Origin of the sequence: Enterobacter cloacae complex sp. I1M (assembly GCF_014982425.1) — a bacterium.
GTDB lineage: Bacteria > Pseudomonadota > Gammaproteobacteria > Enterobacterales > Enterobacteriaceae > Enterobacter > Enterobacter intestinihominis.
Genome location: NZ_JADCLG010000019.1, coordinates 190,123 through 215,628 on the forward strand (window position 1 = coordinate 190,123; position 25,506 = coordinate 215,628).

Consider the following 25,506-nt stretch of genomic DNA (forward strand, 5'->3'; position numbering starts at 1 on the left):
AACATTAAAAAAAACTAACTCGCAAGATTATAATCTTAAACTTTAGAAGTTGTTGGAATAATGTTTTGTTATGTACTTTTTTAGTGCAACATAATATCGTCAAAGCATTCTCCCGAGTCGCCATGCGTCTAGCCGGTACATCAGGGACATGTGTAGCCGATTAACATTCATTTTAAATAACACAAATCTTCATGGAGTTTATCATGTTCAAATCGATCATGACCGTATCACTGCTGGCCGCCGCTATTGCTTCTACCAGCGCAGTTGCCGCAGACAATTCAGCGGGTGGTATCATTAACTTTACCGGCGCTATTACCGATACAACCTGTACCATTAACGGCGGTAAAAGCGCGGACTTTACCGTTGCGCTTTCCCCTATTTCGGTAAAAGATGCAGGCACCACGGTTGGCCTGATCACTAAGAATAAAAAATCTATTGCGCTGACGTTCTCAGGTTGTTCACCAGCAGCCGGAACAACCGGTACCCCGCTGAAAGTGTATTTCTCCAGCGCGGATAATATTTCCACTGACGGTAAATACCTGCTGAATAACAGCGTGAACGAAAGCGATGCCAGTGTGGCACGTAATGTCGGTTTTGCGTTAGTGGAGCCAGGTTCGTCTACGCCAATTACCCTGAACCAGCCTTACACTACGGATATTATGGGTACAGCGACCGCGCCAGATTCCGAGACGCTGACGCTGGATGTTTATTACTATAAAACGAACGCCGCTGCCGCCACCGTGGGCGAGTTAAGCTCCAACGTAACGTATACCATTTCCTACCTGTAATAATGATTATTCAGGCTCTGTTTTCGCAGAGCCTGTATTTAAGGTTGCAATCATGCGCAAGGCAATTTTGCTGGCAGGCTTACTGCTAAGCACCGGTCACTCATGGGCCAATATTGTCATTAATGGCACCCGTGTCCTTTATCCTGAAAATAACAAAGAGGTGATCGTCCAGTTAATGAATACGGGCGATGCGCCCGCTCTGGTGCAATCCTGGATAGATGACGGTGATATTAATTCCACGCCGGAAACAGCCAATGTGCCGTTTCTGCTGTCGCCGCCGGTGATAAAAGTTAACGAACATAATGGCCAACAGCTTCGTATTAAAAAGCTGCCGTCCAGCTTGCCTGCGGATCGCGAATCCGTCTTTTTCCTGAATGTCCTCGACATTCCGCCCAGACCTGAAAATCTGCAAAATCAGAATACCGTTCAGCTGGCGATTAAATCCCGTATCAAACTTTTTTACCGGCCCGCTGCGCTGAAAGGCACGCTGGATGACGCGGTGGCGAAACTGACGCTCGCCGCCGAAGGCGATCGCTTTCGCATTACAAATAACAGTCCGTTCCATATTACGGTCGCCAATATTTCGCTGGGTAAAACGAAATTGCTCCAGGAGTCCCCGATGGTTTCCCCGTTTGGGCAGCTGACGGTCGCCGCAAAAAATACGGTTAATCGCGGACAGACCTTCCAGCTGATGTATGTGGACGATCTTGGCGCGTATAAAACCCGGACTTTCACCAGTCAGTGATCGGAAAGACTCACCATGAAAATGAAACAAAACAGACTCTGTCTGCTGGCAGTCTGCACGCTTCTGCTTTCGCATAAATCAGGGGCCGTCTCGTTTGATCCCTCCCTGCTTGCTGGCGCATCCGGTGAGTCCGATCTGTCTCGCTTTTCCGAAAACAACGCCATGCCTGCCGGCAATCAGGAGATGGATATCTACGTAAACGGCAGCTGGAAGGGACGTTATACCGTCATCTACGGCGAGCAGCGTGACGACATCCGCCTTGCCTGGAAAGATGCCCGGTCGCTTGGCATCAACACCACGTCCGTACCTGCGCCCGCCATTGCGCACGGGCAGGTGCAGCTGCGCGATCTGGTTCAGGGCGGTGAAGTCAAAACCGATACCAGCACCCTGAGTCTGGCGCTTACCGTTCCGCAGGCGGCTGTGCTGCGTACTGAAGAAGGTTACATTGCCCCCCAGTTTTGGGATGAGGGGATCCCGGCGCTGATGCTCTCGTGGAACACGACCTGGTATAACACCCGCGCAAAAGGCGCTGCGAAAGACACAAATGATGATTTTTATGCCGGGCTGGATTCCGGCGCCAACCTGTTCGGCTGGCAGTTTCGCGACAGCAGCGCCTGGCGGAAAACGGCCAGCGGAGAGAGTAGCTGGCAGAATAATACCCGCTACCTGCGCCGTCCCCTGGCCTCGCTGAAATCCAACCTGACGCTGGGTGACTTTTATATTCCTGGCGATCTGTTTGATTCCCTGCGCGTGCGCGGCGTGTCGCTGGCGTCGGACATGAAGATGCGCCCAAATTCACAGCAGGGTTTTTCACCGGTGGTTCACGGCGTGGCACGGACGAACGCCCTGGTGAAAGTTATCCAGAATGGCAACGTGATCTATCAGGAGAACGTACCGCCGGGCCAGTTTACCCTCGACAGCATTCAGCCTACCGGCTCTGCGGGCGATTTGCTGGTGGTGGTGCGTGAAGCGGACGGTTCACAGCAGTCCTTCACGGTGCCGTTTTCCGCCGTGCCCGGGATGCTAAAAGAAGGGGTGAGTCAGTACAGCGTGGTGGCGGGTAAAGTGCACCAGAACACGCTCGATGCCGAACCCGCATTCATGCAGGCCACGCTGCGCTACGGGTTTAATAACCTCATCACCGGGTATACCGGGACGATTATTAGCGATAACTACCAGGCCGGGCTTGTCGGTACCGGGTGGAACCTTCCGTTTGGCGCGGTCTCGTTTGATGTCACCCACGCCAAAACCACCCTACAGGATCGCACCAGCAGCGGTCAGAGTTATCGCGTGTCGTACAGCAAATTTATCGATACCACCGCCACCAACTTCACCCTGGCGGCCTATCGCTATTCCACTAAAGGCTATTACAGCTTCAGCGACGCGCTCTATTCGCGCGAAGGGTATCAGCGCCTGAGAGCGCAGTACGACGACTATGAAGATCGGTTTGGCGTTGCGCCCGACATGTCGCTAAGCACCTGGGATGCCCTGCGCGCGGCGCAGCCCAAGAATACCTTTACGCTTAACCTTAATCAGCGCCTGCTCAATAACTGGGGCACGGTATTTGTCTCCGGCACACAGCGCGATTACTGGAACTCACAGCAAACCACGCGCGAATACCAGATGGGCTATTCCAACGCCATCGGCCGCGCCAGCTATACCCTGTCGGCCAGCCGGGTACGGAACAGGGACAGTGAAGAAGAGACGCGCCTTTACCTCTCCCTCAGCCTGCCGTTCTCGCTGTTTGATAATAATGCCTGGATCACCTCCAGCCTGACGGCCAGCGATTCGCATTACGAGCAGAGCAATATCAGCATGAGCGGGAACGCGCTGGCGTCGAACCGCCTGAGCTACACCCTCTCCGGCAGTAATGCGCGGGGGGGTAAAAATGCGGCAAGCGTTAACGCCGCGTACCGTTCGAACTTCGCGACACTCGGTGGCTCTTACAGCGAATCCTCCGACTACCGCCAGACCGGGCTCAGCGGACGGGGAAGCCTGGTGGCCTACCCGTGGCACGTTCTCGCCTCAAACGAAACCGGCACAACCATGACTATCGTCGATGCGCCAAAAGCGGAGGGACTGATGGTGAACGGCGATGAAAGCATTATGACGAACCGCGATGGCGTGGCGCTGGTGCCTTACGCCACCCCGTATCGCAAAAACGCCATTACGTTATCGCAAACGGAAAACAGCGCTGGCGCGGAGGTGATCGGCAACATGGCTAACGTGGCCCCTTACGACGGGGCGGTGAGCTATATCCGCTTCGAAACCGACAAACGCCAGTCATGGGTACTTCATGCGACGCGTGCCGACGGCAAACCGCTGCCCTTTGGTACCGAAGTGCTTGATGAACACGGTGAATCTGTCGGGTATGTCGGCCAGGCCAGCGTACTGTATATCCGCGCTGAACAGCCGCCACGCGCGCTCAACGTGCATCTCCGGGGCGGGAAGTGCGAAATCTCCGCCCCAGCCTGGGGGTTGAACAGCCCCTCATCGGTTTGCCATTAATTACGGATTATCAAAATGTTACGATCATTCATATTCCTGCTCCTCTCCAGCATTAGTGGGATGAGCTATGCCACCTGCTCCGGCAGCAGCATCGTTTATGGCACACCGATTACCATTGATTTATCGGATAAGCTGAGCCCGGCCACGCCCACATGGACCGGCAGCTTCAGCACCCAGTACAGCGGCTCATTCAACTGTACGACGGGTAACAGTGAATTTTCTTACACGCCGATCCTCTCGACCGACAGCAAATACGCGACCATCCTCGGATTCAGCAATAACAAGTATATGGTGCGGGCGGAGATCACCAATCCCCCGGCCAATAAAACCCTGACTGCCAGCGGTAGCCATACGGCGTCTGAGCTGAACACACCGTTTACGGTTCGCTTCACCCTCGTTAACCAGAGCGGCACCACCCTGACGGGGGATACAGCGAACATGAGCGACGTTCTGTTCGTCAGCGACATGAGTGGGCTATCCTTCTGGGAAATCATCACCTGGCCAATCAATCAGGTCATCAAGATAGCGCAGTGGTTATTCAGCGGGTTCAAGTGGCCTTACGACAACCGCGATATGTTTGGTCAGCCGATGATCATCAAATACGCGCCAAAACTGACTACCTGTTCCTTTGATAATGCGGGGCTGACCGTAGCGCTGCCGACGCTCGGCATTCCCCAGCTCAGTGCATCCTCACAGCCGGGGCTGACGCCTTTTTCACTGAACATGAGCTGTCAGAACGTCGGGGTTAACGGCAATTCCGATCGGGCAATTGAGATGTTTCTGTCCAGCACGCAGCTGCTCTCAACCGACAGCTCGGTGCTGATCGACAGCAGCAGTAGCGCGGCGCAGGGCGTGGGGCTACGCCTGATAAAACGTGACGCCCCGCAAACGCCGGTGACCTTCTCTACCTCAACCACCAGCCGTGGCAACGCCACGATGATTTTCAGCGTGGCGGCTGGCGCGGCGCTGGACGAACATTTCACCCTTCCGATGGCGGCGTACTATTACGTGTGGGCGCCCGCCCAGGTGAGCCAGGGTAAGATCAATACATCGGCTACGCTGAATATTATCTATCCCTGATGTGAGCTATTTCTCCATCTTTCCAACCGCTTGCACATACTTAATCAGTTCGCTGTGGTTGGAAAGATTCAGCTTTTTCATCGCATTGTGCTTCTGCGTCGCAATGGTACTGACCGAACGGTTTCGATGACGGGCAATCTCCGTCGTTGAAAATCCTTCCACGATAAGATGGAGCACCTCCCACTCTCTGGCCGAGAGGATGGAGCGCGCCCGGGAACCGGACCGCATTACCCGCCTGAGCCACGAAGAGATCGACGGTGTTTGCCCGTCCGCCATGAGCAACGCGGGTAATTCCTTTTTCAGTTCAGTCAATTCATCCTGCTGACTGATGGTTAATTCAAATTTCATCTCCAGAACTTTTTTTAACAGCCCGTAAGGCAGCTCGGGCACCAACAGAACACGCCTGACGTGATGGGTTTTACATAAAGATGTAAAACGGCTGCTGACCTCCGCACTCCACTCTTTATGATTAAGCAGATAATTAAATTCAGTGAAGAAAACATCCACGTTATTATCCGCGACCGCCGCCAGCGCCTGTTCAGTGGAATCGACCTGAGTAATGTTCAGTACGTAATCGGGTAAAAGATCATGGAGCGCCCGGAATATTATCTCTTTAAATATATTTATTTTGTAAAACACCATTACCCTTACGATACGTTCAGTATTATTCATGTCTTTTCTAAATTCTCGTGACCGGAGGGAAATGATAATAGTTTATGTACTCACCACTCACAACCTCTTCGCGCCAGGATTTTATCCTTCTCAGACTTAAAAATCTGAACAAGGGCATTAAATTTATAGAAAAAATTCTATTTTATTCTGCACGCCGTTTCCTCTTGCAGATAAAGCTTTGTCGATAACCCTACCGCGATCACAATTTTTCTTTCAGGAATAGCAGTAAGCCACTGAAAAAACGGTGGATAAACCCCATCAATCAACCTTCTGATGCTTATTAACCGCCCATTCACAGAATAAAAATCTGGCATGAATATTATTAGAAGATTAAAACAATTGCATATACCATTAAAACCATTTTTCAATTTTATCTTCCTCTAATAATTGGCATCAGCTTTACTCGACGGTTTGTATTGGCTTACATTGATGCCATCGCATCGCGTTATTTAAAAAGTGCTCGCCATTCTTTTAATAAGAGAGTGCGAACCGCCATTTTCTCTTATATGGACTGTTTACTCAGCGAAAGGAGAATGCCAATGCAAAATAAAAAAACAATTCACGTTGCCGTTGTTGACAGCTGCGAATTCACGATGATTGGCCTGCAATCGCTCGGAAAGCGTGAGCCTGATGAAAAACACGACGTTATTTTCCATGGGTTTACCCATATCGAAGAACTTGCTATGAGTGAACAACTCTTTGATATCATCATTTATGATCCGTTGAATACGCGTCATTTCCGGGTGACGACGAATGACGACATTCTCTGTATTAAACAGAAACAAGTGACGGCGAAGATCTATATCTATTCGTTATCCGCTGGCTATTTGAAATTCAAACATGTTGATGGGGTAATCAGCAAAAGAGTCTCCCTGGGGGATATCAAAGCGCTGTGGCAAATACTGATGAGCCAGACGCCGCAAGAGTCTGGTCGTTACAACGTAGGCATGACTACCCGCTTACGCACCCCGGCGAGGCTGTCCAGCGAGGAGGCCAGCGTATTGCGCGGCTATTCCTGTAATCTCAAAACCAAGCAAATCGCCCGTCAGCTGGGGTGTAACGTCAGGCTGGTTTACTTTTATAAAAACAACGCCATGAACAAGCTTAAGGCCGTGCGTGGCCCCTCGTTTTACCAGAGCATTCGCTGGATCCTGAATTAAGAATTTGACCGTGTGTCGTTTGCCTTTTGTTCCCGTGTCCGCGGGAACCTTTTTTTCATTTCCTGAAGGCTGTTCCATGTATACCGTTCTTCCCTCTCCCCTGTTGCAACGTATCTCAGGGCTGCGATTCCAGCCGCTTGTCGATCTTCATTCGGGCCAGATGTTCGCGCATGAAGTTCTCGTGGAGATCCATAACGTCAATCTGGAGATATTGTTTGCTTCTCTGCCTTCGCGCAGCGCGCTGCAAATCTTCTTCTGGCAGGCCAACACCCTGTTACAGATACCCGCCCGGGACGCTTACTGGCTAAACCTTCCGGCAGAGCACCTTCTCGACGAACGCGCTATCCGGTTGTTGCTGGCGTTACGCCATCAGCAGCGGTTAACGATTGAAATTCAGGATCCTCTCACCATCACACGGCTGAGTAAGGCTGAGCAACATCGTCTTCATGCCACGCTTGTTCGGTTAAAAGAGGCGGGATGGCAAATCTGGCTGGACGATTTAACCCGGGAGTTGGCTGAGGCGTTCGCGCGGCTTGCGCTGCCGCTGGATGGGGTAAAAATTGACCGTTCAGCGCTGCGCGAGCGCGCGCCCGCACGTCTGGCGCACAGTCTGGCCAGGGTTTTCTGTGGCCCGAAAGCCGCACCGATGCCCGCGTAACGCTGTGAGGGCCAGCTTACCGTGGCCTACCAGCCCGGCACCGCACCGCCGTTAAAAAGGGTCTCTGCCGCTTTCGCCACTTCCGGCGACTGATAGGACTGGATAAATTCCTTCACGTTTTCGGCGTCTTTGTTGTCTTCACGCGTGACCACTATATTCACGTAAGGCGAGTTTTTGTCCTCAATAAAGACGCTGTCATGTACCGGAGACAGCCCCGTTTGCTGAAGATAGGTGGTACTGATGATGGCCACATCCACTTTCGGATCGTCCAGCACGCGCGGCAGCTGCGCCCCTTCCAGCTCCATAATCTGTACGTTTTTGGGATTCGCGGTAATATCCAGCGCCGTCGGCAGCAGGCCCACATCTGGTTTAAGGGTAATCAGCTTCTCTTTTTGCAGCAGCAACAGCGCGCGGCCGAGGTTGGTGGGATCGTTTGGAATCGCAATGGTTGCGCCATCCTTCAGTTCAGACACCGATTTAATCTTTCGGGAGTAACCCGCCATCGGGAAGACGAAGGTATTGGCCACGGCGACCAGCGTGTAGTTGTGCGCCTTGTTATCTTGTGCAAGGAACGGGCGATGCTGGAAGACGTTGGCGTCCAGTTCGCCCTGGTTGGTGGCATCGTTGGGTAGCAGCGAGCCGCTAAAGCCCACCAGCTCAACATCCAGACCGTATTTCTCTTTTGCCACCTTTTTGGCGACTTCCGCCACGTCCTGCTCAGCGCCATTAATCACGCCGACTTTAATGTGTTTGGCATCATTGCCGCCCTGATCACAGCCCGCGAGCAGCAGGCCAGTCAGGAGAAGCGCACCCAATCGAAGTTTCACGAGACAGTTCCTTTTGATAGACGTTTTGAAGACTATATCGACAACGAGACGGCAGGCTAAAAAACGAAAAGGAATCAGTAATACGGATAGGTTATATGCGGCCTGGTGCCGGGTGGCGCTGCGCTTACCCGGCCTACGTGACGGTAGACGTGTAGGCCCGGTAAGCGTAGCGCCACCGGGCGATGGGCATCAGGCTACGGTAGTCCAAGCGCAAGCAGAACCGCTAACCTCACGCCTGCCGACGCAGCGGCGCTTCGCGCAAAAACCACGACAGCACAAACGCCAGCACCATAATCCCCGCCGCCAGCATAAACACCGCATGGATAGCCGAGCCGAACGCATCCAGATAGTCCAGACGCAGGGCATCAGGCAGATGGTGAATGGCAACGGGATTTAGTTCGCGCGGCAGTTCCGCCCCTTCCGGCAGCCTGTCGATCAGCCCTGATTGCAGAATATGGGTGAACACCGCGCCAAACAGCGCAACGCCAATCGCCCCGCCAATGGAACGGAACAGAGTCACCCCAGAGGTCGCTACGCCGTATTGATCGGCTGACACGCTGTTCTGCACCGCCAGCACCAGCACCTGCATCACCAGTCCCAGCCCCATGCCCAGCACGCCGGTAAACAGGTACAGCTGCCAGGTTGGGGAGGTGATTGAAATGCGCGTCAGTAACGCCATCCCCACCACGCCGAGCAGCGTGCCGAGGATCGGGAACAGACGGTATTTCCCGGTGCGGCTGATGATGCGCCCGCTGATGATGGAGGTGAGCAACAGCCCGCCCATCAGGGGGATCAGCTGCAAGCCGGCCTGCGTTGGCGTGGCGTCTTTCACCACCTGTAAATAGAGCGGCAGGAACGTTACCGAGCCAAACAGGGACATGCCGATGATAAAGCCAATCAGGCTACAGAGCAGGAAGCTGCGGTCGCGGAAGAGCGACAGCGGGATAATCGGCTCCCACGCCAGCCGCTCTTCGTAAATAAACCCGGCGATCCCCGTCAGGCCGAAGGCCAGAATGCACCACAGCTGCGGGTCGTTCCATTGGCGGATCGTACCGCCCTCGGTGGTAAACAGAATGATGCACAGCAGCGCCATGCTGAGGTAAATCGCCCCCAGGTAATCAATCTCATGCTTGCTGCGCCGCGCGCTGCCGTGGAATACCGCGCCGATCACCAGCAGCGCAAACAGCCCCAGCGGCAGGTTGATGTAGAAAATCCAGCGCCAGGATGCATGCTGAACGATAAACCCGCCGATCAGCGGGCCTATCACCGTCGCCAGGCCAAACACGCCGCCAAACAGCCCCTGATAGCGACCCCGATCGGCAGGCGGGATCACGTCCGCCACGGCGGCCATGCTGATCACCATCAGGCCGCCGCCCCCCAGCCCTTGCAGGGCGCGCATCAGCACCAGCTGGGTCATGTTCTGCGCCAGGCCACACAGCGCAGAGCCCACCAGGAAAAGCACTATTGCGATTTGCAGGACGATTTTACGGCCAAACAGATCGCCGAATTTGCCATACAGCGGCACCACGATGGTCGAACTGAGGATATAGGCTGTCACCACCCAGGAGAGCTTATCCAGCCCGCCCAGCTCGCCGACGATGGTCGGCAGCGCGGTGGAGACAATGGTCTGATCCAGCGCCGAGAGCAGCATCACCAGCAGGAGTGCGCTGAACAGCAGCTTAATCGACGGCGCCTTTTTCGCAGGTTGAGTCATTACGTCAGACTCCATAAGAGATCGCTTGAAATTAATTAATCGAATAATTAATATTCAGGTAAGTTATGGATAAGATCAAGAGACAGCGTGACCGTGCCAGCACTAAAAGACAATTCTGAACCCCGCCGTCCCGGACGTCCGCGCGGCGGCAAGCGCGTTACCGCCAGCCGCGAACAGCTGCTGGACATCGCCCTGAACCTCTTCTCCCGCCAGGGGATCGCCAATACGTCGTTGAACGCTATTGCCCGCGAAGCCGGCGTGACGCCCGCCATGCTGCACTACTACTTCAACTCCAGAGAACAGTTGCTGGATGCGATGATTGAGGAGCGCTTCCTGCCGTTACGTGAGCGGATCGGGGCAATTTTCGCCGACAACCGGGATTCGCCGGTGGATGCCCTGACGGAAATGGTCAGGGTGCTGGCCGAACTGGCGGAAAAGTATCGCTGGTTTGCCCCGCTGTGGATGCAGGAGGTGATCGGCGAGATGCCGGTACTGCGTACGCATTTGCAGGAGCGCTTTGGCGATGAGAAATATCACACCACGCTGGCAACCATCAAAGGCTGGCAGCAGGAAGGAAAGCTGAATCCGGCGCTGGCCCCCGAACTGCTGTTCACGACGCTGCTGAGCCTGGTGCTGGTGCCGTTCTCTCGCATGCGCAATGACGAGAGGCTTAATGCCCTCTCGCCGGAGATCGTTGTGCGCCACGTGTTAGCCGTGATCGGCAACGGGATCGGCGGTTAAAGATCCCTGGTCAGATAGTGTCTCTGCATTCCCTGATAAGGGTAATCCTGTAAGGACATCTGCACCTGATAACCCTGTTTTTCATAGAACGGACGCGCCTGGAAGCTGACCGTATCCACCAGCGCGTGACGGCACCCTTTGCGACGGGCCTCCTCTTCAGCCGTTTTGATCAGCTGGCTGCCGACGCCCGTTCCCCGCACCCTGTCGCTGACCCACAGAAAGTCGATATTCAGCCAGTCGCCTTTACGTACGCCGATTAACCCGCCCAGCATGACGCCGCTGTCGTCCCGCACATATACGCCAATATCGCCACTAAACGTCGCCAGATCTAAATACTGCGCGTTATAGGCTCTTAGCCCCGTTAATAATTCTTCTTTTTCTTCAGCCGTGACTTTATCTGTAATGCTCAGGTGCATAAATCTCTCCTTATTTTCAGCGCAATCTGAATATCTCACAGCTTAACCTTCATAAAAACTCCTTATTTCCTCCATTGTTTAAACAAGGAAATATTCATTCAATATGTAAATAAAAAAAACCTTTCCAATAGGCTCCGAAAACGTATAATGAGAACGATCATTCTCACTTTTTACGGTAGCCGACGATGAGCACAAAGCTGGAAGAACGACAAAAACTACGGCAGGACGAAATCATCACCGCCGCGCGCCGCTGCTTTCGCGCCAGTGGATTTCACGCTGCCAGCATGTCGCAGATCGCCAGCGAAGCCAGGCTCAGCGTCGGACAAATCTATCGCTATTTCAGTAACAAAGACGCGATCATTGAAGAGATGATCCGGCGCATTATCGACTCACGTATTGAGGAGATGCAGGGCAAAACCCTGGTTGAAGGGATGCCGCAGGCGCTTGCCTGGCGCCAGACGCTTAACGAAGATGATGACGCGCTAATGCTCGAAATGTCCGCAGAGGCCACACGTAATCCGCTGGTGGCAAACATGCTGATCGAAGCCGAAGCCCGCATGTTCGCCAACGCCTGTGAGCACCTGAAAAAGCAGTTCCCCCACCTGAGCGATGAGCATATTCGCTGCTGCGTGGAGATTACCGCCGTGATGATCGAAGGCACGATTTACCGTCGACTCACGCCTTTAAAAGTACCGTCAGAACAATTAGAGCCCATATACCAGAATATTTTAAAAATGCTTTTCTCTGCGAAGTAATCGCATGTGAATAATTAGCGGAAATAAGTAATTTCCCTTTTTTCATTTCTGGCTCTGCCAGAGATGCGGGATCGCTGTGCTTTTAATTAGCCCTCCTCCCTGTTAAGCGATTAACAGGGCAGGCTTCGTTCACCCTGGAAAAAGATTATGAAAACCATAACAACCTCCATCGCAGCATTACTCCTCCTGACAGGGTGCGATAATGCGCAAACATCTGCTCCCCAGCGTCCTCTTCCGGAAGTGGGGATTGTCACACTCATGAGCCAGCCGGTGTCCGTGGTCAGCGAGCTGACCGGCCGCACCGCCGCCGCGATGAGCGCCGAAGTGCGCCCTCAGGTGGGCGGCATTATTCAGAAACGGCTCTTCACCGAAGGCGATACGGTCAAGGCCGGGCAGGCGCTGTATCAGATCGATCCTTCCAGCTACCGCGCCGCTTATGATGAAGCTGCCGCCGCACTAAAACAGGCGCAGGCGCTGGTGCAGGCCGACTGCCAGAAAGCCCGACGCTATGCGCAGCTGGTGAAGGACGACGGCGTATCACGTCAGGATGCGGAAGACGCGAAGTCCACCTGCGCGCAGGACAAGGCCAGCGTCGAGTCAAAGAAAGCCGCGCTGGAAAGTGCCCGCATTAACCTCAACTGGACCACCGTCACCGCGCCGATTGACGGACGTATCGGCATCTCCTCTGTGACCCCCGGCGCGCTGGTGACCGCCCAGCAGGATACCGCGCTGGCCACTATTCGCGGGCTGGACAGTATGTACGTCGATTTAACCCGTTCCAGCGCCGATCTGCTGCGATTACGCAAGCAAACCCTCGCCAGCAACAGCGATACGCTGAACGTGTCGTTGATCCTCGAAGACGGCAGCAGCTACAGCGAAAAAGGCCATCTGGCGTTAACCGAAGTGGCGGTGGATGAGTCTACCGGCTCAGTCACCCTGCGCGCTGTCTTCCCGAACCCGCAGCATCAGCTTCTGCCGGGCATGTTCGTCCGCGCCCGAGTGGATGAAGGCATCATGAATGACGCGATCCTCGCGCCGCAGCAGGGCATCACCCGCGACGCCAAAGGTACCGCCACCGCGCTGGTGGTGAACGCCAGCAACAAGGTCGAGCAGCGTCAGCTGGAAACGGGCGACACCTACGGCGATAAATGGCTGGTGCTGAATGGCCTGAAGGCGGGCGATAAGCTGATTGTGGAAGGCACCGACAAAGTTACCGCCGGGCAGGAAGTGAAAGCTGAAGAGATGAAAACCAACGGAGGAAACGCCTGATGTTTTCCCGTTTCTTCGTGCGTCGCCCGGTCTTTGCCTGGGTTATCGCCATTCTCATCATGCTCGCCGGGATACTGGCGATCCGCACGCTGCCCGTTGCGCAGTACCCGGACGTAGCCCCGCCGTCGATCAAAATCTCCGCCACCTACACCGGCGCCTCCGCACAAACGCTGGAGAACAGCGTGACGCAGGTGATCGAGCAGCAGCTCACCGGGCTGGATAACCTGCTCTACTTCACCTCCACCAGCAGCTCGGACGGGTCGGTGAGCATCAACGTCACGTTTGAACAGGGAACCGATCCGGACACCGCTCAGGTACAGGTGCAGAACAAAGTCCAGCAGGCGGAATCACGCCTGCCGACCGAGGTGCAGCAGTCCGGGATCACCGTCGAAAAATCCCAGAGCAACTTCCTGCTGATCATGGGCGTATATGATAAAACCGACACCGCCAGCAGCTCGGATATCGCCGACTGGCTGGTGAGTAATATGCAGGATCCGCTGGCGCGCGTGGATGGCGTCGGCAGCCTGCAGGTGTTCGGTGCAGAATACGCGATGCGCATCTGGCTCGACCCGGCTAAGCTGGCGTCGTACTCGCTGATGCCCTCCGACGTGCAGAGCGCGATTGAAGCGCAGAACGTGCAGGTCTCCGCCGGTAAAATCGGCGCGCTGCCCTCGTCGAACGCCCAACAGCTGACCGCCACCGTTCGCGCTCAGTCGCGTCTGCAAACGGTCGATGAGTTCAAAAAAATCATCGTCAAGAGCCAGTCCAACGGTGCGGTGGTGCGCATCAGCGACGTCGCGCGCGTGGAGATGGGCAGCGAAGACTACACCGCCACCGCGAAGCTGAACGGCCACCCGGCGGCGGGTATGGCGGTGATGCTCTCGCCGGGCGCCAACGCGCTTAACACCGCCACGGCGGTAAAAGACAAGATCGCCGAGTTCAAAAAGTCGATGCCGGAAGGCTACGACGTGGCCTACCCGAAAGACAGCACCGAGTTCATCAAGATCTCCGTTGAGGACGTGATTCAGACCCTGTTCGAAGCCATTATCCTCGTGGTGGTGGTGATGTACCTGTTTCTGCAAAACATCCGCGCAACGCTGATCCCGGCGCTGGCGGTGCCGGTGGTGCTGCTGGGCACCTTCGGCGTGCTGGCGCTGTTCGGTTACTCCATCAACACCCTGACGCTGTTTGCCATGGTGCTGGCGATAGGACTGTTGGTGGATGACGCCATCGTGGTGGTGGAAAACGTCGAGCGTATTATGCGAGACGAAGGGCTGCCCGCCCGGGAAGCGACCGAAAAATCGATGGGCGAAATTTCCGGCGCGCTGATCGCCATTGCGCTGGTGCTCTCTGCGGTATTCCTGCCGATGGCCTTCTTCGGCGGCTCTACCGGGGTCATTTACCGTCAGTTCTCGGTCACCATTATTTCAGCGATGTTCCTCTCCGTGGTGGTGGCGCTGACCCTGACGCCCGCGCTGTGCGGCTCGATCCTGAATCACACCGCTCCGCACAAAAAGGGCTTCTTCGGCGCGTTTAACCGCTTCTACAGTAAGACCGAGCACGGCTATCAGAATAAGGTTCTGCGCGCCCTGCGCCGTTCCGGCGGCATGCTGGTGATCTTCGCCCTGCTCTGCGGCGCGATGGGGTTCGCCATGCTGAAACTGCCGGGCAGCTTCCTGCCAACCGAAGACCAGGGTGAAATCATGGTGCAGTACACCCTCCCTGCCGGCGCAACCGCGGTGCGTACCGCAGAGGTAAGCCGCCAGGTACGCGAGTGGTTCCTCACCAAAGAGAAAGCCAATACCGACGTGATCTTTACCGTTGAAGGTTTCAGCTTCAGCGGCAGCGGCCAGAACGCCGGGATGGCGTTCGTCTCCCTGAAAAACTGGTCAGAGCGTAAAGGCGAGGAAAACACCGCGCAGGCCATTGCCCTGCGCGCCACGCAGGAGCTGAGCGCCATCCGCGATGCCACCATCTTTGCGATGACACCGCCGGCAGTTGACGGTCTGGGCCAGAGCAACGGCTTTACCTTTGAGCTGATGGCGAGCGGCGGCACCGACCGCGACGCGCTGCTGAAACTGCGTAACCAGCTGATTGGCGAAGCGAATCAGGACAGCTCGCTGCACGCCGTGCGCGCCAACGATCTGCCGCAGATGCCGCAGCTTCAGGTGGATATCGATAACAACAAAGCCGTGTCGCTGGGGCTCTCCCTGAGCGACGTCACCGACACCCTGTCCAGCGCCTGGGGCGGCACCTACGTGAACGACTTCATTGACCGTGGCCGCGTGAAAAAGGTCTACATCCAGGGCGACAGCGACTATCGTGCGGTGCCGTCGGATCTCAACAAATGGTATGTGCGCGGCAGCGATAGCACTATGACCCCATTCTCCGCCTTCGCCACCACCCGCTGGGAGTATGGCCCGGAGAGCCTGGTGCGCTACAACGGCTCGGCGGCGTATGAAATTCAGGGCGAGAACGCCAACGGCGCCAGCTCCGGTACGGCGATGAGCAAAATGGAGCAGCTGGCGAATAACCTGCCGTCCGGCAGCACCTGGGCGTGGAGCGGTTTGTCGTTGCAGGAAAAACTGGCGAGCGGTCAGGCGATGAGCCTTTATGCCCTCTCCATCCTCGTGGTGTTCCTGTGCCTGGCGGCACTGTATGAGAGCTGGTCGGTGCCCATTTCGGTGATCCTCGTGATCCCGCTTGGGGTGCTGGGCGCGGCCATTGCCGCCTCCCTGCGCGGCCTGAGCAACGATGTCTATTTCCAGGTGGCGCTGCTGACCACCATCGGTCTGTCGTCGAAGAACGCCATTCTGATTGTCGAGTTTGCCGAAGCCAAAGTGGCCGAAGGCTACTCCCTGACGCGCGCCGCCCTGCGGGCCGCCCAGACGCGTCTGCGTCCGATCATCATGACCTCGCTGGCGTTTATCGCAGGCGTGACGCCGCTGGCGATTGCCACCGGCGCCGGGGCCAACAGCCGCGTGGCGATCGGCACCGGCATTATCGGCGGGACGCTGGCCGCGACGCTGCTGGCGATCTTCTTCGTTCCTTTATTCTTTGTACTGGTGAAACGTCTGTTCTCCGGTAAGCACGCAAACCGGAGGTCATAATGTTTCGTGTAACTGTTTTAGCGTTAGCACTGCTGAGCGCAGGCTGTGTGTCATTAGATCCCACGTATCAGCGCCCGGACGCGCCCGTTCCGGCCACCCTACCCGGCGCGCACGGCGAAGCCAGCGCCGTGGTGAGCCAGTGGCAGCAGGTGATGAATGATGCGCGGCTGAAAAGCGTGGTGACGATGGCGCTCAACAGCAACCGCGACGTGCAAAAAGCGATTGCGGATATCGACGCCGCCCGTGCCCAGTATGGCGAAACGCGCTCGTCCCTGTTCCCGACGGTGGACGCGGAACTGAGTCATACCCGCAGCCGTACGCTGGCGAGCGGCGTCGCGACGAGCGACGAAGCCAACGGCACGGTCTCCAGCTTCGAACTGGATCTGTTTGGCCGCAACCAGAGCCTGTCGCGTGCCGCGCGGGAAACCTGGCTTGCCAGCGAGTTCACCGCGCAGAACACGCGCCTGACGATGGTCAGCGAGCTGACCACGGCCTGGGTGACGCTGGCGGCGGATAACAGCAATCTGGCGCTGGCGAAATCCACCCTGGAGAGCGCCGCGAACTCGCTCAAAATCGTTAAACGTCAGCAGGAAGTAGGTGTGGCAGCGGCCACGGACGTCAGTGAAGCGATGGCGGTTTACCAGCAGGCGCGCGCCAGCGTGGCGAGCTACCAGACGCTGGTGATGCAGGACAAAAACGCCCTTAACCTGCTGGCGGGCGATACGGTGCCCGAGAACCTGCTGCCCGGCACGCTGGAGAGCCTGAGCGATAACGCCATCACGCTGATCCCGGCGGGCGTCAGCTCCAGCGCGCTGCTGCGTCGCCCGGACATTCAGGAGGCGGAACATAACCTGCTGAGCGCTAACGCCAACATCGGCGCGGCACGCGCCAACTTCTTCCCGACCATTTCACTGACCGCCAGCGCGGGCGTCGGCAGCGATTCGCTGTCATCCCTGTTCAGCCACGGCATGAAGGTCTGGTCGTTCGCGCCGTCCATCACCCTGCCGCTGTTTAGCGGGGGCAACAATATGGCGCAGCTGCGCTATGCGGAAGCGGAGAAGAAGGGGCTAATCGCCACCTATGAGAAGACCATCCAGAGCGCGTTTAAGGACGTGGCCGACGCGCTGGCGCGGCGCGAAACGTTGAGCGAACAGCTTGATGCCCAGCGTGAATACGTGGCGGCGGAGCAAAAAACGCTGGATGTGGCGACGCGCAGTTACAAGGCTGGCGCGGGCGATTATCTGACGGTGCTCACCGCGCAGCGATCGCTGTGGTCAGCACAGGAATCACTGATTGCCTTGCAGCAAACCGACCTGGAAAACCGCATCACGCTGTGGCAATCGCTGGGTGGAGGGGTTCAGTAACGGCCTGAGAGGGCGATTCTCATACCAGGTGAAAAGTAAATTCATACTTTCGGCTGGAATCGCCTGCCTGAATGTAACGATACATTTCAGGGAAAGCCTGTGACTTTACCGGAGGTCTCAATGAAATCTGCACACCTGGTTTGCCTGCTCGTTTGCCTGATTTTCGCTGCGTTTGTTCACGCGCTGGAGAAGAGCGCTCCGGAGAAAGAGGCCCAGATAAAACAGCAGGTCCTGAAAGATGTGAAGAAAACCTGTACCCCGCAGAAAAAGCAGAGCGATAAGGCCTGGCAGGCGATGATTTTGTCGTCTGAGGCCAATCAACTGCTGATCAAAAATGCCATCACCGCCGTGAAGCGTGACAACCTGGACGCCTACTGGGATGCAGTAAGTCAGGTGGATTGTATGGAAGATTACTGAGGGTTGAGCGCCGGGTGGCGGCTGCGCCTTACCCGGCCTACATCACATGTTTAACGCTTCCGCACATCCGGAATAATCAAATCCCCACGCAGAACGTAGGACCCGAGCATCTGCGTTTTCGCCGTCAGCCAGCTCACGATGCGCGCCGCCATGGCGTCCATGGAATACTCAATGGCCGGGATCACCGGAATACCCGGGAGATGCAGCGAACCGCCGAGGCTGAAGACCATGATGTCTTCCGGTACCGATTTATTAAACGCCTGTAACTGCGGGATCACCCGCTGGGCTTCCTGCTCGTCTGCCACCAGCAGCGCGTTGAAGTTCAGCGTGGACGCGTTGTTGAGTAATTCCTGAAGCGCAACGGACGATGAAGTCGCGTCCATAAACACGAGGTTGCGATTAAAGGGCAGGAAGTTTTTCTCCAGCGCATGTTTGTAACCCAGCAGCACCTGATCGGCAAAGCCGCTGCCGTGCGGGTGGATCAGTGCTATCTGGCGACGCCCCTGGCTGGTGAGATAGTTGCAGGCCGTTTCAGCCGCGAACGCGTGATCGAACTGAATGCTGTTGGCGTTATCGGCTTCCATACAGTCGACCAGAATGACGTTGTCCATGTCCACGTCCAGCGGGAAACGCGCGCCAATCACCAGAATGTCATCACATAAGCCGCAGGAGAGTTCTTCAAGGGCGTTCATCACTTCTGTTTTCGTGTGTGCGAAACGCAGCAGCAGATGTTTTTGATGCTGGCTGAGGTGTTTTTCCAGCGCGTACAGGTAACCGGTGGTCTGGTTAATGTTCTCCTGCGCGCAAATCACCCCAATGCAGCCCGTCGACTGGCTGAGCAGCGACTGGGCGATCACGTTGGGACGATAGTTCAGCTCATCCACCGCTCTCAGAACAGCCTGTCGGCTGGCTTCTTTAACGCCACGCGACCCGCTCAACACCCGTGATACCGTGGCTTTGGACACCCCGGCCAGACGCGATACATCGTTGATTGTAGACATCTCTCTCCCCTGTCAGACGCAACTGGCGTCTGTAATTTCCATCACCGCTACGGCTCACATTATAGCCAGAACGGAGTATATCCGTTTCCGTTTTCCATGGAAACCGATTTTCCGTTTCCACTCAATTTGATGTCAAAACAGCCAAATTATGTGACCCACATCCGGTTAATTAGCGTCATAAGTAGTGGATATTGATGGTTGTCACACTTCTGTCTTTTATGAATGGAAACCGGTTTCCGTATCATGTCCAATCATCATCGCAATAACTTTTTACATTTTGAGGATGGTCGTCGATGTTCAAGATTATGCTGTGCTGCTCTGCCGGGATGTCCACCAGCCTGCTGGTCAGCAAAATGATCGATGTTGCAAAAGAACGGGGCTTGCCCGTGAAGATAGATGCGTATGGCGTATCCGAATTTGATACGCAGTTTCCGCACTATCAGGTGGTGCTTCTCGGACCGCAAGTGAAATACATGTTAAAGACGCTCTCAGACAAGGCAGCGACGCAAGGCATACCGGTGCAGCCCATCGACATGATGGATTACGGCATGCAGCGTGGCGATAAAGTACTGGACTATGCTCTGTCGCTCATCGAAGCGGCACACTAAAAGGTGTTCACATGAGTTCGTTATATCAATCCATGGTCGCGGCGATTGAACAGTCAATTACGCCGCTGGCCGCGAAGCTCGGTCAGCAAAAGTATGTGATTGCAATCCGCGACGGCTTTACCGCCGCGCTGCCGTTTATGATCATCGGCTCGTTTATGCTGGTGTTTATCTTCCCGCCGTTTTCGGCGGATACCACCAACAGCTTCGCCCGCGGCTGGCTGGATTTCTCCGAGACCTACCGCGAACAGCTGATGCTGCCCTTTAACCTCAGCATGGGCGTGATGACCTTCTTCATCTCGGTGGGGATTGGGGCGAGCCTGGGGCGTCAGTTTAACCTCGATCCGGTGATGTCCGGTCTGCTGGCCTTTATGGCCTTCCTGCTGGTCGCCGCGCCGTATGCCGACGGCAAAATTTCGACGCAGTATCTGTCGGGTCAGGGCATCTTCACTGCGCTTATCACCGCGATCTACTCCACCCGTGTGTACGCGTGGCTGAAGCAGAACAACGTCACCATCCGCCTGCCGAAAGAGGTGCCGACCGGCGTGGCGCGTTCGTTTGAGATCCTGATCCCGGTGATGGTGGTGATTGGTACCCTACATCCGCTGAACCTGTTCATTGAAGCGCAGACCGGGATGATCATCCCGCAGGCGATTATGCACCTGCTGGAGCCGCTGGTGTCCGCGTCTGACTCGCTGCCCGCGATTCTGCTCTCCGTTCTGCTGTGCCAGATCTTCTGGTTTGCCGGTATCCACGGGTCGCTGATTGTCACCGGCATCATGAACCCGTTCTGGATGGCGAACCTCTCTGCAAACCAGGCGGCGCTGGCGGCGGGCGCGGCGCTGCCGCACGTTTATCTGCAAGGTTTCTGGGATCACTACCTGCTGATTGGCGGCGTAGGCTCGACCCTGCCGCTGGCGTTCCTGCTGCTGCGCAGCCGCGCCACTCACCTGCGCACCATCGGCAAAATGGGCGTTGTGCCAAGCTTCTTTAACATCAACGAACCGATTCTGTTCGGCGCGCCGATCATCATGAACCCGATGCTGTTTATCCCGTTCGTGTTTGTTCCGCTGGTCAATGCCTGCCTGGCGTACGGCGCAACCAAACTCGGCTGGCTGGCCCAGGTGGTTTCGTTAACCCCGTGGACCACGCCCGCGCCGATTGGCGCCTCGTGGGCGGCGAACTGGGCGCTGAGCCCGGTGGTGATGTGCCTGGTCTGCATGGTGATGTCCGCCCTGATGTACCTGCCATTCCTGCGCGCCTATGAGCGTACGCTCATCAAAAATGAAGAGCAGAAAGCCCAGGCAACCGTCGGCACCGCTGAAACAGTTAGCAATTAAGTCAAAGAGGAAGGGTCATGAAATACGCATTTCCCGATAACTTCTGGTGGGGCAGCGCAAGCTCCGCTCTCCAGACGGAAGGGACACGAGAGGGTGAAACCACGTGGGACTACTGGTTTTCCCGCGAGCCGAACCGTTTTCACAACGGCGTGGGACCGCAGCATACCTCCACGTTTTATCAGCACTGGAAAACGGACATTCAGCTGTTGAAGCAGCTGAACCACAACAGCTTTCGCACCTCGATTAGCTGGGCGCGCCTGATCCCCGACGGTATCGGTGAAGTGAACCCGGACGCGGTCGATTTTTATAATCAGGTCATTGATGAGCTGAATGAACAGGGCATCACGCCGTTTATCACCCTGTTCCATTTCGACATGCCGATGGCGATGCAGGAGATAGGCGGCTGGGAAAACCGTGACGTAGTGGACGCCTACGCCCGCTATGCGCAGATCTGCTTCGAGCTGTTTGGCGACCGCGTGCTGCACTGGTTTACCTTCAACGAGCCGATTGTTCCGGTGGAAGGCGGTTATCTGTACGACTTCCACTACCCCAACGTGGTGGATTTTCGTCGGGCGGCCACCGTGGCGTATCACACGGTGCTGGCCCATGCGAAGGCCGTTCAGGCTTACCGCGCCGGGCATTACGCGGGGGAGATCGGCATCGTGCTGAACCTGACGCCGTCATACCCGCGTTCGCAGAACCCGGCGGACGTGAAGGCGGCGCATATCGCGGATCTGATGTTTAACCGCAGCTTCCTCGACCCCGTGCTGCGCGGGGAGTATCCGGCCGACCTGGTGGCATTGCTGAAATCTTACGATCAGTTGCCCGCCTGCAAGCCGGAAGACGGCTTCCTGATTGCGGAAGGGAAAATCGACCTGCTCGGCGTTAACTACTATCAGCCGCGTCGCGTGAAGTGTCGCGACAGCGCGGTGAACCCGCAGGCGCCGTTTATGCCGGAGTGGTTCTTTGATAGCTACGAGATGCCGGGCCGTAAGATGAACCCGTACCGCGGCTGGGAAATCTACGAGCCGGGTATTTACGATATTCTGGTTAACCTGCGCGACAATTACGGTAACCCCCGCTGTTTTATTTCTGAAAACGGGATGGGTGTCGAAAACGAGCAGCGCTTTATTGAAAACGGCCAGATAAACGATCGGTACCGCATCGAATTTATTTCTGAGCATTTAGCGTGGCTGCATAAAGGTATTAGCGAAGGCTGCAATTGTCTGGGCTACCATATGTGGACGTTTATTGATAACTGGTCGTGGTGCAATGCCTACAAAAACCGCTACGGTTTTATTCAGCTCGATTTGGAGACGCAGCAGCGCACCATTAAAAAAAGCGGAGAGTGGTTTGCCGCTACCGCCTTAAATAATTGCTTTGATAAAGAGTAAAAATGATGATCGCATTAGAAGAAGCCGTAATGGAAATTATCGTCAACGCCGGTCAGTCCCGCAGCCTGTGCTTCGAAGCGCTGCATGCGGCGCGCCAGGGCAACCTTGACGAAGCCAAAAGCCTGCTGCGTGAAGCCGATGGCTACGCGCGCCAGGCACACAAGATGCAGACCCAACTGATCGAGCAGGACGCGGGCGAAGCCCGCCAGCCGATGACCTTAATTATGGTGCACGCGCAGGATCATTTAATGAATTCGCTATTAGCGCGTGAATTATCTGAAGAGATTATTCATTTATATCAGAGATAGTCTATGGCGAAATAAATTAATGTAATACCTCTGTACCTAAAACTAGAAATCCACTTGTTCTGATGATAGCGACATATTCTGTCAGATCGGAGCGGGATGGTTATTGTCTGAATAAAATTAAACTATATTGAGATAACCATGAATACGATTAAAAAACTTCCATTAACCATGGCGGTTATCGCCGCGCTTTGTCCAATTTCCGTGCTCGCGCAAGAATTTACGCAGGAGCAAATTGACGCCATTGTGGCGAAAGCGGTGGATAAAGCCCTGGCCGAGCGTCAGGCGAAAATGGATGCGGCGGTCGCGAAAAAAGCGGACGTCATCACCGAGCCGCAGAGCGCAGCGCAATCCCCGGACATGGCGATTCCGTTTGGCATCAAATTTACCGGCTACGCCCGCTACGGCGCGCACTTCCAGGCCGCTGACCAGAAGTATGTGGCGGTGGACGGCTCCTACAACGGCGCGTCCGCGATTGGTCGTCTGGGTAACGAAGGCAACGGCGGGGAATTCCAGCTCTCCAAGGCCTTCAAGGGTGATAACGGCGCCATCTGGGACATCAACGTGATGATCGACCACTGGGGCGACGAAGTTAACCTCAAAAAAGCCTACGCCGGGGTGACCAACATTATGGCCTCCAACCCGAACGCCTACTTTTGGGCCGGTCGTGACTTCCACCAGCGTCCGCAGCAGGGCATCAACGATTACTTCTGGATGAACCACGATGGCCAGGGCGCCGGGGTGAAGAACTTTGACATCGGCGGCGTGCAGTTCGACGTGGCTGCCGTGGCGGCGGTGGAATCCTGTAGCCCGGAAGTGATGGAAGATGAAGCCAACCCGTCGCGCATCACCTGTACCGGCGGCTCCGGCACGGGTGACAAGGGCAACTACGCTGCCACCTCAAAAATCCACGGCATGAAGCTCGGCCCGATCGACCTGGAGCTGTACGCCAACTACGGTTTTGACTCCAAAGCCGTTGAGAGCGACGAGCGTCTAAACGCCTGGCAGGGCGGCGTGGTGCTGAGCCACACCAACGACAGCGGTGTGAACAAGGTGATCGCCCGCTACTCCGATAATTCGGACAACAGCGTGTTCAATAAAACCGAAGACCTGACCACGGTCTACGCCAGCTTCGAAGGGCTGTATAAATTCACCCAGGCCACGCAGGTGGAGTACATCCTCGCCTTCCACGACTATGACAACAGCCGTGATGACACCGATAACCGTAAAAACTACAACGCCATCGTGCGCCCGATGCACTGGTGGAACGACGTTCACTCCACCTGGCTGGAAGCGGGCTGGCAGCACGTAGATTACGACAACGGCGGCGACAACAAGGGCTGGAAGCTGACCCTGTCGCAGAACATGTCTATCGCCATGGGGCCGGAGTTCCGTCCGATGCTGCGCTTCTACGTGACCGGCGGCAAAGTGGACAACGAACGCACCGCGCGCGTGAACAACACCAAAGATGAGACGCTGGACGACTTCAACGTCGGCGCGATGTGGGAGGCGTGGTTCTAAGGTCAACAACATGCCGGGTGGCGCTACGCTTACCCGGCCTACGGTTTTCCCCCTCTCCCCGTGGGAGAGGGCCGGGGTGAGGGCATCAGGCCGCACACAACCATGCTATGCTGTTGGCCAATTAACGACAACATAACAGGGGAGAACATGGGTTCCACACGCAAAGGGATGCTCAACGTCCTGATCGCCGCCGTTTTATGGGGCAGTTCCGGGGTTTGCGCGCAGTACATCATGGAGAAAAGCCACATTTCTTCGCCTTACCTGACCATGGTTCGTCTGCTGTTTACCGGCGTGATCCTGCTGACGCTCTCCTTCGTTCACGGCGACAAGATTTTCTCGGTCATCAAAAACCGCAAGGACGCCCTCAGCCTGCTGTTTTTCTCGCTGGTTGGCGCGCTCACCGTGCAGCTCACCTTCCTGCTGACGATTGAAAAATCCAACGCCGCTACGGCCACCGTGCTTCAGTTCCTGTCGCCAACCATCATCGTGGCGTGGTTCGCCCTGGCGCGGAAGAAGCGTCCCGGCATGTTTGTCCTGTCGGCGATTTCGACATCGCTTGTGGGTACCTTCCTGCTGGTGACCCACGGCGACCCGACGTCGCTCTCCATCTCGCCTGCCGCACTGTTCTTCGGTATCGCCTCGGCGTTTGCTGCGGCGTTTTACACCACCTATCCATCAACGCTTATCGCCCGCTACGGCACGCTGCCGATTGTCGGCTGGAGTATGTTGATTGCGGGACTAATGCTGACGCCGTTCTACGCCGGACGCGGCACCACCTTCGCCATTGACGGCGGCCTGCTGCTGGCGTTTTTCTACCTGGTGGTGATTGGCACCGCGCTGACGTTCAGCCTGTATCTGAAGGGCGCGCAGATGATCGGTGGGCCGAAGGCAAGCATTTTGAGCTGCGCCGAACCCCTGAGCAGCGCGCTGCTGTCGGTGGTTTTGCTGGGGGTGGCATTCACCCTGCCGGACTGGCTGGGAACGCTGCTGATTGTGTCGTCGGTGGTGTTGATTTCGATGGATTCACGCAGAAGGGTTAAGGCATCGGCTTAAGCGAATGTCCCCTCACCCCGGCCCTCTCCCCAAAGGGGCGAGGGTGAAAAGACAGCACCGAGC

23 protein-coding genes are annotated in these 25,506 nt (G+C 56.1%); 18 read left to right on the forward strand and 5 right to left on the reverse strand.

Annotated features, from left to right (window positions below):
- Nucleotides 1-203 precede the first annotated feature (203 nt).
- From INF86_RS12245 to INF86_RS12260, 4 genes are read left to right on the forward strand one after another with little or no spacing between them, the layout of a single operon-like run.
- A complete protein-coding gene (locus INF86_RS12245; RefSeq protein ID WP_022646579.1) occupies nt 204-788 on the forward strand; it encodes a fimbrial protein in 585 nt (194 codons plus the stop codon).
- A 52-nt stretch (nt 789-840) separates the two neighbouring features.
- The gene (locus tag INF86_RS12250) at nt 841-1,533 is read left to right on the forward strand and encodes a molecular chaperone (RefSeq protein ID WP_063147050.1); all 693 of its coding nucleotides are present in this window, start codon (nt 841-843) and stop codon (nt 1,531-1,533) included.
- Nucleotides 1,534-1,548: 15 nt separating this feature from the next.
- A complete protein-coding gene (locus tag INF86_RS12255; protein WP_032626649.1) occupies nt 1,549-4,041 on the forward strand; it encodes a fimbria/pilus outer membrane usher protein in 2,493 nt (830 codons plus the stop codon).
- 15 nt (nt 4,042-4,056) lie between these two features.
- Nucleotides 4,057-5,121 carry a fimbrial protein gene (locus INF86_RS12260; RefSeq protein WP_022646577.1) on the forward strand — a complete coding sequence of 355 codons (1,065 nt, stop codon included), beginning with the start codon at nt 4,057-4,059 and terminating at the stop codon, nt 5,119-5,121.
- Nucleotides 5,122-5,127: 6 nt separating this feature from the next.
- Here the strand turns inward: INF86_RS12260 and INF86_RS12265 are convergent, their stop codons facing one another.
- Nucleotides 5,128-5,763 (reverse strand): LuxR C-terminal-related transcriptional regulator, encoded by a 636-nt coding sequence (locus INF86_RS12265; RefSeq protein ID WP_032622107.1) that lies wholly within the window; start codon nt 5,761-5,763, stop codon nt 5,128-5,130.
- A 569-nt stretch (nt 5,764-6,332) separates the two neighbouring features.
- On the opposite strand from INF86_RS12265, the gene INF86_RS12270 reads away from it, so the two are divergent.
- Both INF86_RS12270 and INF86_RS12275 read left to right on the forward strand, forming a co-directional pair.
- On the forward strand, nt 6,333-6,953 hold the full coding sequence (locus tag INF86_RS12270; protein WP_015570093.1) for a LuxR C-terminal-related transcriptional regulator: 621 nt from the start codon (nt 6,333-6,335) through the stop codon (nt 6,951-6,953).
- A 76-nt stretch (nt 6,954-7,029) separates the two neighbouring features.
- Nucleotides 7,030-7,611, forward strand: a complete 582-nt coding sequence (locus INF86_RS12275) for an EAL domain-containing protein (protein WP_227414784.1) — start codon at nt 7,030-7,032, stop codon at nt 7,609-7,611.
- Between the two features lie 26 nt (nt 7,612-7,637).
- On the opposite strand, the gene nlpA is transcribed toward INF86_RS12275, so the two are convergent.
- A complete protein-coding gene (gene nlpA / locus INF86_RS12280; RefSeq protein ID WP_063147048.1) occupies nt 7,638-8,438 on the reverse strand; it encodes a lipoprotein NlpA in 801 nt (266 codons plus the stop codon).
- Nucleotides 8,439-8,667: 229 nt separating this feature from the next.
- A complete protein-coding gene (locus INF86_RS12285; protein WP_032626657.1) occupies nt 8,668-10,167 on the reverse strand; it encodes an MDR family MFS transporter in 1,500 nt (499 codons plus the stop codon).
- Between the two features lie 78 nt (nt 10,168-10,245).
- Here INF86_RS12285 and INF86_RS12290 point away from each other — a divergent pair, with 78 nt between their 5' ends.
- Nucleotides 10,246-10,893, forward strand: coding sequence for a TetR/AcrR family transcriptional regulator (locus INF86_RS12290; RefSeq protein ID WP_032622106.1), 648 nt, complete (start codon nt 10,246-10,248; stop codon nt 10,891-10,893).
- Here INF86_RS12290 and INF86_RS12295 read toward each other — a convergent pair.
- Nucleotides 10,890-11,309, reverse strand: coding sequence for a GNAT family N-acetyltransferase (locus tag INF86_RS12295; RefSeq protein WP_058677106.1), 420 nt, complete (start codon nt 11,307-11,309; stop codon nt 10,890-10,892). The two genes, INF86_RS12290 and INF86_RS12295, sit on opposite strands and share 4 nt — an antisense overlap.
- A gap of 185 nt (nt 11,310-11,494) precedes the next feature.
- On the opposite strand from INF86_RS12295, the gene INF86_RS12300 reads away from it, so the two are divergent.
- The 5 genes from INF86_RS12300 (at nt 11,495) to INF86_RS12320 (ending at nt 18,224) form a co-directional block, all read left to right on the forward strand.
- A complete protein-coding gene (locus INF86_RS12300) occupies nt 11,495-12,064 on the forward strand; it encodes a TetR/AcrR family transcriptional regulator (RefSeq protein WP_193543569.1) in 570 nt (189 codons plus the stop codon).
- A gap of 147 nt (nt 12,065-12,211) precedes the next feature.
- Nucleotides 12,212-13,333: an efflux RND transporter periplasmic adaptor subunit gene (locus INF86_RS12305; RefSeq protein WP_193543570.1), complete on the forward strand. Its 1,122-nt coding sequence runs from the start codon at nt 12,212-12,214 to the stop codon at nt 13,331-13,333.
- The gene (locus INF86_RS12310; RefSeq protein ID WP_193543571.1) at nt 13,333-16,443 is read left to right on the forward strand and encodes an efflux RND transporter permease subunit; all 3,111 of its coding nucleotides are present in this window, start codon (nt 13,333-13,335) and stop codon (nt 16,441-16,443) included. The genes INF86_RS12305 and INF86_RS12310 overlap by 1 nt, the downstream gene beginning before the upstream one ends.
- Complete coding sequence (locus INF86_RS12315) at nt 16,443-17,807, forward strand: efflux transporter outer membrane subunit (protein ID WP_022646568.1); 1,365 nt, start codon at nt 16,443-16,445, stop codon at nt 17,805-17,807. The genes INF86_RS12310 and INF86_RS12315 overlap by 1 nt, the downstream gene beginning before the upstream one ends.
- A 120-nt stretch (nt 17,808-17,927) precedes the next feature.
- The gene (locus INF86_RS12320; protein ID WP_022646567.1) at nt 17,928-18,224 is read left to right on the forward strand and encodes a YicS family protein; all 297 of its coding nucleotides are present in this window, start codon (nt 17,928-17,930) and stop codon (nt 18,222-18,224) included.
- Nucleotides 18,225-18,274: 50 nt separating this feature from the next.
- Here INF86_RS12320 and INF86_RS12325 read toward each other — a convergent pair whose 3' ends face one another.
- The gene (locus INF86_RS12325; RefSeq protein WP_022646566.1) at nt 18,275-19,225 is read right to left on the reverse strand and encodes a LacI family DNA-binding transcriptional regulator; all 951 of its coding nucleotides are present in this window, start codon (nt 19,223-19,225) and stop codon (nt 18,275-18,277) included.
- A 293-nt stretch (nt 19,226-19,518) separates the two neighbouring features.
- On the opposite strand from INF86_RS12325, the gene INF86_RS12330 reads away from it, so the two are divergent.
- The 6 genes from INF86_RS12330 (at nt 19,519) to INF86_RS12355 (ending at nt 25,443) form a co-directional block, all read left to right on the forward strand.
- Nucleotides 19,519-19,833, forward strand: a complete 315-nt coding sequence (locus tag INF86_RS12330) for a PTS sugar transporter subunit IIB (protein WP_003861034.1) — start codon at nt 19,519-19,521, stop codon at nt 19,831-19,833.
- Nucleotides 19,834-19,844: 11 nt separating this feature from the next.
- Nucleotides 19,845-21,170, forward strand: a complete 1,326-nt coding sequence (locus INF86_RS12335) for a PTS sugar transporter subunit IIC (RefSeq protein ID WP_058646771.1) — start codon at nt 19,845-19,847, stop codon at nt 21,168-21,170.
- A gap of 17 nt (nt 21,171-21,187) precedes the next feature.
- Nucleotides 21,188-22,564 (forward strand): glycoside hydrolase family 1 protein, encoded by a 1,377-nt coding sequence (locus INF86_RS12340; RefSeq protein ID WP_022646564.1) that lies wholly within the window; start codon nt 21,188-21,190, stop codon nt 22,562-22,564.
- Nucleotides 22,565-22,569: 5 nt separating this feature from the next.
- Complete coding sequence (locus INF86_RS12345) at nt 22,570-22,872, forward strand: PTS lactose/cellobiose transporter subunit IIA (protein WP_193543583.1); 303 nt, start codon at nt 22,570-22,572, stop codon at nt 22,870-22,872.
- Nucleotides 22,873-23,010: 138 nt separating this feature from the next.
- Nucleotides 23,011-24,390, forward strand: coding sequence for a carbohydrate porin (locus INF86_RS12350; RefSeq protein ID WP_022646562.1), 1,380 nt, complete (start codon nt 23,011-23,013; stop codon nt 24,388-24,390).
- Nucleotides 24,391-24,537: 147 nt separating this feature from the next.
- Entirely contained in the window at nt 24,538-25,443 is a 906-nt protein-coding gene (locus INF86_RS12355; RefSeq protein WP_193543572.1) for an EamA family transporter, read from the forward strand.
- Nucleotides 25,444-25,506 lie beyond the last annotated feature (63 nt).